The sequence below is a fragment of the Staphylococcus nepalensis genome (assembly GCF_014635045.1).
In the GTDB taxonomy this organism is placed as follows: Bacteria; Bacillota; Bacilli; order Staphylococcales; family Staphylococcaceae; genus Staphylococcus; species Staphylococcus nepalensis.
The window spans coordinates 1-8,486 of the sequence record NZ_BMCF01000016.1 but is presented as its reverse complement, the minus strand read 5'-3'; the positions used below and the strand labels follow the sequence as shown (position 1 = coordinate 8,486).

The 8,486-nt window shown below is 32.6% G+C and carries 11 protein-coding genes and 1 riboswitch; of the genes, 9 read left to right on the top strand and 2 right to left on the bottom strand.

The genetic code is table 11. The annotated features are described in order from the left end of the window. The 6 genes from IEU88_RS13460 to yidC all read left to right on the top strand — a co-directional run. On the top strand, positions 1-196 hold a 196-nt coding region (locus IEU88_RS13460; protein ID WP_188350425.1), incomplete at its 5' end, for a transglycosylase family protein. A gap of 280 nt (positions 197-476) precedes the next feature. Further along, positions 477-575: riboswitch (TPP riboswitch) on the top strand. Positions 576-659: 84 nt separating this feature from the next. Continuing rightward, positions 660-1,340: a thiaminase II gene (gene tenA / locus IEU88_RS13455; RefSeq protein ID WP_103372583.1), complete on the top strand. Its 681-nt coding sequence runs from the start codon at positions 660-662 to the stop codon at positions 1,338-1,340. A 1-nt stretch (position 1,341) separates the two neighbouring features. After that, positions 1,342-2,163, top strand: coding sequence for a bifunctional hydroxymethylpyrimidine kinase/phosphomethylpyrimidine kinase (gene thiD, locus IEU88_RS13450; protein WP_096808797.1), 822 nt, complete (start codon positions 1,342-1,344; stop codon positions 2,161-2,163). Continuing rightward, positions 2,156-2,941, top strand: a complete 786-nt coding sequence (thiM, locus tag IEU88_RS13445; protein WP_096811203.1) for a hydroxyethylthiazole kinase — start codon at positions 2,156-2,158, stop codon at positions 2,939-2,941. The genes thiD and thiM overlap by 8 nt, the downstream gene beginning before the upstream one ends. A 2-nt stretch (positions 2,942-2,943) precedes the next feature. Further along, on the top strand, positions 2,944-3,582 hold the full coding sequence (gene thiE, locus IEU88_RS13440; protein ID WP_103372584.1) for a thiamine phosphate synthase: 639 nt from the start codon (positions 2,944-2,946) through the stop codon (positions 3,580-3,582). A gap of 87 nt (positions 3,583-3,669) precedes the next feature. Then, entirely contained in the window at positions 3,670-4,539 is an 870-nt protein-coding gene (gene yidC / locus IEU88_RS13435; RefSeq protein WP_103372585.1) for a membrane protein insertase YidC, read from the top strand. Between the two features lie 134 nt (positions 4,540-4,673). Here yidC and IEU88_RS13430 read toward each other — a convergent pair whose 3' ends face one another. Together IEU88_RS13430 and cls are read right to left on the bottom strand one after the other, a co-directional pair. Continuing rightward, positions 4,674-5,327: an HD domain-containing protein gene (locus tag IEU88_RS13430; protein WP_103372586.1), complete on the bottom strand. Its 654-nt coding sequence runs from the start codon at positions 5,325-5,327 to the stop codon at positions 4,674-4,676. A 319-nt stretch (positions 5,328-5,646) separates the two neighbouring features. Continuing rightward, positions 5,647-7,131 carry a cardiolipin synthase gene (cls, locus tag IEU88_RS13425; RefSeq protein ID WP_103372587.1) on the bottom strand — a complete coding sequence of 495 codons (1,485 nt, stop codon included), beginning with the start codon at positions 7,129-7,131 and terminating at the stop codon, positions 5,647-5,649. A 141-nt stretch (positions 7,132-7,272) separates the two neighbouring features. On the opposite strand from cls, the gene csoR reads away from it, so the two are divergent. The 3 genes from csoR (at position 7,273) to IEU88_RS13410 (ending at position 8,251) form a co-directional block, all read left to right on the top strand. Beyond that, positions 7,273-7,566 carry a copper-sensing transcriptional repressor CsoR gene (csoR, locus tag IEU88_RS13420; RefSeq protein WP_103372588.1) on the top strand — a complete coding sequence of 98 codons (294 nt, stop codon included), beginning with the start codon at positions 7,273-7,275 and terminating at the stop codon, positions 7,564-7,566. Between the two features lie 14 nt (positions 7,567-7,580). After that, on the top strand, positions 7,581-7,787 hold the full coding sequence (gene csoZ, locus IEU88_RS13415; RefSeq protein ID WP_096808803.1) for a putative copper chaperone CsoZ: 207 nt from the start codon (positions 7,581-7,583) through the stop codon (positions 7,785-7,787). Between the two features lie 323 nt (positions 7,788-8,110). Then, positions 8,111-8,251 (top strand): Lmo0850 family protein, encoded by a 141-nt coding sequence (locus tag IEU88_RS13410; protein WP_002482742.1) that lies wholly within the window; start codon positions 8,111-8,113, stop codon positions 8,249-8,251. Positions 8,252-8,486: the final 235 nt, after the last annotated feature.

Genomic DNA, 8,486 nt, shown 5'->3' with positions numbered 1-8,486 from the left:
AGGCGGAGATCTTAAAGCTGTAAACCCATCATCAGGTGCAGCAGGTAAATATCAATTCTTACAAAGCACTTGGGACTCAGTAGCACCTGCAGAATATCAAGGTGTATCTCCAACAGAAGCTCCAGAGTCAGTACAAGACCAAGCAGCAATGGATCTTTACAACACAGCTGGTGCTTCACAATGGGTAACTGCATAATTTAAAATAATAACATTATTTAAGTAATAAGAAGAGGCTAGGTTAAAATACCCTAGTCTCTTCTTTTTTGCAGTCAATGATTAAAATACCAATATATTTATATCTAAATCCTAAAGCGCCAGTTCTTACTCATGAACTTCAGCGCATGTATAACTACCTATAAAAATAATGACTTAACCTTATCGAGATATAGAATCTATTAAAAATAATATGCGATTTCATATTTGATTGAATTTGCAATGTGTGAGTTAATTTGTTATGTTTAAGAAACTATAAAGTATAAGACTACTAGGGGAGCCGTTAGGCTGAGATGAAATAGTTCAGACCCTTACAACCTGATTTGGTTAATACCAACGTAGGAAAGTAGTATTGTATTAATATTTTGGGAAAGTAACGCTGACCTATGTATTAATTAACTACATTCCTACGTGGGATGTAGTTTTTTTATTTAGGAGGGCTAAGTGTGTTATTTTCACAAGAATTAAAAGAAGCTTCAAAACCAATTATAAAGAAAATTTATAAAGATCCTTTTATACAAGACATGTTACATGGAACACTTTCTAGCGACGCAATCAAATTTTATTTAAGGGCAGATGCATCTTACTTAAAAGAATTTGCAAATATTTATGCATTATTGATACCTAAAATGAACCAATTAGAAGATGTTAAGTTCTTAGTAGAACAAATACAGTTTATAGTTGAAGGAGAAGTAGAAGCACATGAAATATTAGCAGAATATGTGCAAGAGAATTATAATGAAATCGTACAAGAAAAAGTATGGCCACCGAGTGGTGATCATTATATAAAGCATATGTATTTCAATGCTTATGCTAAAGAAAATGCAGCATATACAATTGCAGCTATGGCACCGTGCCCTTATGTTTATCAAGTGATTGCTAAAGCGGCATTAAAAGATAATGGATTAAATCAAAATTCTATTTTAGCTAGATGGTTTGAATTTTATAGTAAAGAAATGGACGCACTTGTAAATGTGTTTGATAATTTAATGAACCAGTTAACCGAAAATATGTCTATTAAAGAAAAAAATGAAATTAAATCATGTTTCTTACAAAGTACGGTACACGAATGTAATTTCTTTAATATGTCTTATATTCAAGAAGATTGGTTATACGGAGGAGATTAATATGAATAAACCTAGCATCGCTTTAACGATTGCAGGAACTGACCCTACTGGCGGAGCAGGGGTTATGGCAGATTTGAAATCTTTTCATGCTTGTGGTGTATATGGTATGGCAGCCATTACGAGTATTGTTGCTCAAAATACAAAAGGTGTACAGCATATTCATAATATAGAAACACAGTGGTTAAAAGAACAACTAGAAAGCATATTTAATGACGAGTTACCACAAGCATTGAAAACAGGAATGATTGCATCAAAAGAAATGATGGAATTAATACAGCAATATTTAAAAAAATATTCTGATATCCCATACGTGATTGATCCCGTCATGTTAGCCAAAAGTGGGGATTCACTTATGGATGATGATGCTAAATCTAATTTGCAAAATATTTTATTACCTCATGCTACTGTTGCAACACCGAATTTGCCAGAAACGGAAGAAATTACTGGTATATCAATCAAGGATGAATCATCTATTTATCAAGCGGGCAACATTTTTATTAATGAGATAGGTAGTAAAGGCGTTGTGATTAAAGGCGGGCATTCAGAAGATAAGAATAAAGCAACAGATTATCTTTTTACAAAAGACAATGTATATACTTTTGAAGAGCCTAGGTATGAAACAAAGCACACGCACGGTACAGGATGTACTTTTTCAGCGGTTATTACAGCAGAGTTAGCTAAAGGGAAATCGATGTATGAAGCGGTCCGAAAAGCGAAAAAATTTATTTCATTAAGTATTAAATACACGCCCGAAATTGGACAAGGTAGAGGACCGGTAAATCATTTCGCATATATGAAGGAAGTTGGTTTAGATGATGAATAATTTAGAAAACCTGAGGCAACACAATCCACTTGTGATATGTTATACAAATGACGTAGTTAAAAACTTTACTGCAAATGGTTTGTTAAGTTTAGGTGCAAGTCCAGCAATGAGCGAGGCACCTGAAGAAGCGCATGAAATGTTGACAGCTGCCAAGGCATTGTTGATTAATATTGGAACGTTAACCAAAGAGAGAGAAAAAGACATTTTAGAAATTGCAAAGACTGCAAACCAAGTAGGCACGCCTATTATATTTGACCCTGTTGCAGTAGGCGCTTCACAATATAGAAAGGACTTTTGTGCAAACTTTTTAAAAGAAATAAAAGTTGCAGTCATAAAAGGTAATGCCTCTGAAATATTAACATTGGTTAACAGTGATACAAAAATGAAAGGGACAGATAGTGACCAAAATTTAGATTCAGTGGCAATCGCAAATGAAGCTCAAAAACACTTCAAGACAACAATTATATTAACTGGAAAAGATGATGTGATTGTACAAAAAGGACGTATATTTAAATTATCTAATGGTTCCTCATTATTAGCAAAAATAACTGGCGCTGGTTGTTTATTAGGCGCAGTGGTAGCAAGTTTTGTTGATTCAGAACATCCATCGATAGATGCGCTCATAGAAGCTGTTTCTCTGTATAATATTGCTGCAGAAAAAGCGGAAGAAAGTGTACAAAATCGAGGACCAGGTTCATTTGCAGTAGAACTTTTAAATGCATTATATAAAGTGTCATTTGAAGCGTATGAACAATACAGTAATATAGAAGAGGTGTAACCATGTTTGCAAAAGAACATTTGAAGCTATATTTTATATGTGGGAGTCAAGATATACCTCATGAGACTTCATTGACTGAAGTCGTTACCGAAGCTTTGAAATCAGGTATAACGATGTTTCAATTTAGAGAAAAAGGCGAAGGTTCCTTATCTGGAAGTGAAAAGATCACGCTTGCTGAAAAATTATTGAGTCTATGTAGAAGTTATCACGTGCCATTTATTGTAAATGATGACGTTGACTTAGCGAAAATGATAGATGCAGATGGTATCCATGTTGGTCAAAAAGATGAAAATATAGCAACATTCGATAAGGAGTTTGAAGATAAAATTATAGGGCTTAGTATAAGTGATTTAGAAGAATATCAATCATCTGATTTAACGAATGTTGATTATATAGGTGTTGGCCCAATGTATAATACTGGATCTAAATCAGATGCAAAAGCGCCAGTTGGGCCTGAAATGATTCAGAATTTGAGAACGAAACTTCAAGATTTTCCAATCGTTGCAATCGGCGGCATTAACACGGAAAATGCACAACTAGTGATAAATAGCGGTGCAGACGGCATATCAGTGATTTCAGCAATAGCCCAAAGCCCAAACATTAAAGGAACTGTGCAACAATTTTTACAAACTGTTGAATAATGAAGAAAACTTTCTTTTTTTGTTTTCTACTTTCCTTTGAGTATGATAAAATAAATTCTATGTGAATATATCATTAGAGGTGGAAAAATGAAAAAGAAAGCGCTACTACCTTTATTATTAGGTGTAATGGTCTTTTTAGCAGGCTGTGACTATTCTAAACCTGAAAATAGAGATGGATTTTTCTTTAATACGTTTGTAGAACCAATGGATAAATTAATACATTGGTTAGGAACTAGTTTTAACAATGATTATGGTTTAGCAATAGTGGTACTTGTACTGGCAATTCGTATTGTATTATTGCCTTTCATGTTATCAAACTATAAAAATAGTCATATGATGCGAGAAAAAATGAAGGTTGCAAAACCGGATATTGATGCAGTTCAGGAAAAAGTTAAGCGTTCAAGAACGCAAGAAGAAAAAATGGCTGCAAATCAAGAAATGATGGAAGTATATAAAAAATACGATATGAACCCGATGAAGAGTATGTTAGGTTGTTTACCAATCTTAATTCAGATGCCAATCATCATGGGATTATTCTTTGTATTAAAATATCCGTCAAGCGGTGGCTTTACTGAACATCCTAATTTCCTATGGTTTAATTTAGCACAACCTGATATTTGGATAACGGTTATTGCTGGTATTTTATACTTCTTACAAGCCTTTGTTTCAAGTAAGAGTATGCCAAATGAACAACGTCAAATGGGTTATATGATGATGATTATCTCACCTATTATGATTGTTTGGATTTCTTTAAGTTCAGCTTCTGCATTAGGTCTTTATTGGTCAGTCAGTGCGGCATTCTTGATAGTACAAACGCAAGTAGCGAACATGTACTACTCAAATCTTGCTAAAAAAGAAGTTGCTCCAATGATTGAAGCAATGAAAAAAAACGATGCTAACAATGCACCTAAAGGTAAGAACACGCAAGTGGTATCTAAGAAATCTAAAAAGAAATAACTGATGACAGCTTATTTTGAATAAAGAGAACCTGGTACATAATGCCAGATCATAAGAAAGAGCCCGAAACAGCCTATGTTTCGGGCTCTTTTTGCATGCTATTATAAGAAGTATATAACGAAGTAAATAATCATTTAGTATTTAAAATACCACTCTTTAAAAAACGTTTGTACAAAATCTTGCATATAGTCGTGACGTTGTTGAGCTAAGTTCTTGGCAGTTTTTGTATGCATTAACGTTTTAAGTTTCAATAATTTTTCAAAAAAATGTTTAATGGCAGAAGGTGGCCAGTCATTATAATTTTGATTGGTTTCTTGCATAATATTATGGTCCTGATTTTCTACCCACATTGGTTCACCAAAATGGCCGGCAAATTGGAAGGTACGTGCGATGCCAATAGCTCCCATTGCGTCTAATCGATCTGCGTCACGCACAATTTGGCCTTCAATGGATAATTTAGTGTTATTATTTGCTCCATTTTTATAACTCATATTTTCAATGATATGTAATATACTTTCTTGCAATGTTTGAGAGAGGTTCAACTCAGCAAAAAAATTTATTAAACGTGCTTTTGCTTCTTTTGGTTTTGCAATTTTTTCGTCAATTGTGTCGTGTAATATACTTGCTAATTGAATTGTCAATAAGTGTCCTTTTTGTTCGTTAGAAGCAATGTATTCAGCTAATTTTGTAACACGGTTAACGTGGGCAATATCATGGCCAGAAACATCATCATAATGAAATGTTTCCATATATGAGTTGGCTTTATTAAGTATATCTTGTTCAAACATATTAAATTGTCCTCCATTTCAAAATAGGATAATCATACTTATTTGGTACAAGCCAAAAGAATTCGTGGAAACTTAAAAAAGGAGCGGGGAAACCACATTTTTCTAAAATGATTTCGCGTTGTCCCACTCTAATAATAATGACTTGAAAAAGCGTACAAAAGCTAGGGCGTACATTTAAATACTTCAAATGTTAAGATAGTTACATCAGTTTAGGCGTAGTAGGTTTAAACCTTGTTCTAAATATCTTTTTTACTCCAATCGTCTATTAGACATATCTTACATAATTTAAGGAAGGTTTGACACTACAGTATCCTTTACTTTATAAGATGGGAGATAATAGCCTGGAAACACCTTCTTTAAATTTAACCCATAGACTCCTTTGCTCATATAACGGTTTGGTGAGCCTGTACGACACATTTAAATCTTTTTCAAATGCCAATCTAAGTTCCTTTGCAATATAAGGATCGTAAATAAATGCATTTATTTCAAAATTTAATGTAAAACTACGGTGGTCCATATTTGTAGTTCCTACACTGGCCACTTCATCATCAATGACTAATGTTTTAGAATGTAAGAATCCATTATTATAATGAAAAATATTCACGCCTGCATCTAATAAAGAAGCTACATTGTTATATGTTGCCCAATAAACAAACGGATGATCAGGTTTGTTTGGTATCATAACATTAACATTTACACCACCTAATGCCGCGATTTTGATAGCATCAAGAAATGCCTGATCTGGTATAAAATAAGGAGATTGAATAAAAATTGAGTGCTTTGCAGACGCAATCATTTTTAGATAACCATATTTTATTTGTTCCCAAGTTTCATCAGGCCCGCTTGAAGCGATTTGAACACCCGTTGTGCCTCCTGAATCCACATCTGGGAAATAGCGTTCTTCATATTTTAAATTATCACGCGTAGATTGTGAGTTCCAATCAAGCATAAAGCGTAATTGTAAAGCGTTAACTGCATCTCCAACAATACGAAGGTGAGTATCACGCCAGTATCCAAATTTTTTCTTTAGCCCTAAATATTCATCTCCGACATTAAATCCACCTATATAACCAATATGCCCATCTATGACAACGATTTTTCTATGATTTCTATTATTCATTCTTAAATTAATCAGTGGTAATTTTGAAGGAAAGAATGCTTCTACAAGGCCGCCTTTTTTTCTGAAATTTTTAAAATCTTTGATTGATAAAGCTCTAGACCCCATATCATCATAGAGCATTTTAACTTCGACACCTTCATCAAGTTTATGTTCTAATGCAGTTAAGATACGTTTGCCTAATTTATCATTACGAAAAATATAGTATTGGATATGTATATAATCTTTTGCGTTATATATATCATCAATAAGTGAATCAAATTTTTCTTTACCATCTACAAAAATTGTTAGGTCATTATCAGTTGTTAAGAAAGCTGCATTATTATAAAGTAACATTTGAACCATATCTTTAAATTTCACTATTTGATGATTGCCTTTAGAAAAATCATCGTTTTTCAAGGCTTCTAGTTGTTCATTTACAATCATCTCTATGCCAACTTTATCTTCTACATCTAAACTAAAAATATGTTCTCTTTGTATTTGACGACCGAATAATAGATAAACGACAAAGCCTAATATAGGTATGAGACCTAAAACTAATATCCATGCCCAAACAGAACCTGCAGAGCGTCTTTCCATAAAAATGATTGTAAATGCAAAGATCAGGTTTAATATAAATGCTCCAATAAGAATGACGTTAATAATGACGTTTGTATGGTTATACATTATAGCGAAGATATCTATCATATTAAACCTCCCGATTGGCTATTCAATTATTTAATAATTGGTAAATGCCTTATCATTGTAACATGGAATGCTGGTTTTATCACTTGACTAATACCCAGGAGGGGTATAATATATAATTGAATAAGAAGGAGGCGTTAAATCATGACAGAAACGCAAAAAGCACACCATTCTGAACAAACTAAATCCAATTTAAAGTCTAGATTAAATCGTATCGAAGGCCAAGTAAAAGCAATCAACCGCATGATAGATGAAGATGTATACTGTGATGATGTACTCACACAAATTAGAGCAACAAGATCTGCTTTAAATAGCGTTGCAACAAAACTATTAGATCATCATATGAAGAGTTGTATCATGGACAAGGTCAATCAGGGCGAGCAGCAAGAGGCTATGGATGAACTGTTAGTTACTTTTCAAAAATTGATGAAAGATTAGATAAGGTGAGTATCATGAATTCACAAGCGATTTATATAAAAAACATAGAAAATGAAGCAAACAAAATTCAAATTGAAAGTCATTTGGCGCAACTTATAGGTGTATACAATGTTTCAGTTGATAAAGATTATAAGCGAGTACTTATTGATTTTAAAACACCTGCAAATTTAAATAATTTAGAAAAAGAAATATATGATTTAGGTTTTGAAATTTTATACTAAGCAATTGTTATTATGCAATTATTTGTGACTTTATGCTTCATTAAAATGAATATCTTCGTTTGTATAGTTATAATTATATTTTTTCTAATTTTAAAACGGGGATCATTTTGAAGGTAAAACACACATTCACGACATTTCTTTTGGTTTTTGTGCAATACTCAATTTATGTTTAATATTAAAAATAATTGATTATGAAATTTATATAAGTTAAGTAATAAAAGAAAGAATTTTTTAATAAATATAAAGAAATTTTCAATAATGTGTAGTAATTCATAAATAAATGGGGTAAGATATAGTAGAAGCTAGAAGTTAGGGGTGATGATATGAGTAAGGATAACGAAAAGATTCAAAATGTAGTTAAACTATTATCATCATTAGGGGTAAACATAAAGAAAACTAAATCAAGATTAGAAGTCATGCATACTTTACCAACGACTGTGAAAGCCGCTAACGAATTGAAATAGTAAGTTACCCATATTGTGTTAGAGCGACAGCTCTAACTCAAAAGATCACATTAATTCATTTTACATGAGTTAATGTGATCTTTTTTTACATAACGTTTTTTAATCTATTGGCTCTTTGTCAAAGAGGACTGATACAATTTTTGAGATTAGGCAACCGTAGGTTGCTTAATCTCTTTTTTGATTGTAGAAGCATAAAGTCGTGAAGTTAGTAAGGCACGATTACGCAAATTATTAT

Excerpts from the sequence above, each read along its gene's own strand:
- thiD (WP_096808797.1), top strand. The coding sequence starts at position 1,342 with ATGAATAAACCTAGCATCGCTTTAACGATTGCAGGAACTGACCCTACT.
- thiM (WP_096811203.1), top strand. The coding sequence starts at position 2,156 with ATGAATAATTTAGAAAACCTGAGGCAACACAATCCACTTGTGATATGT.
- thiE (WP_103372584.1), top strand. The coding sequence starts at position 2,944 with ATGTTTGCAAAAGAACATTTGAAGCTATATTTTATATGTGGGAGTCAA.
- yidC (WP_103372585.1), top strand. The coding sequence starts at position 3,670 with ATGAAAAAGAAAGCGCTACTACCTTTATTATTAGGTGTAATGGTCTTT.
- IEU88_RS13430 (WP_103372586.1), bottom strand. The coding sequence starts at position 5,327 with ATGTTTGAACAAGATATACTTAATAAAGCCAACTCATATATGGAAACA.
- cls (WP_103372587.1), bottom strand. The coding sequence starts at position 7,131 with ATGATAGATATCTTCGCTATAATGTATAACCATACAAACGTCATTATT.
- csoR (WP_103372588.1), top strand. The coding sequence starts at position 7,273 with ATGACAGAAACGCAAAAAGCACACCATTCTGAACAAACTAAATCCAAT.
- csoZ (WP_096808803.1), top strand. The coding sequence starts at position 7,581 with ATGAATTCACAAGCGATTTATATAAAAAACATAGAAAATGAAGCAAAC.
- IEU88_RS13410 (WP_002482742.1), top strand. The coding sequence starts at position 8,111 with ATGAGTAAGGATAACGAAAAGATTCAAAATGTAGTTAAACTATTATCA.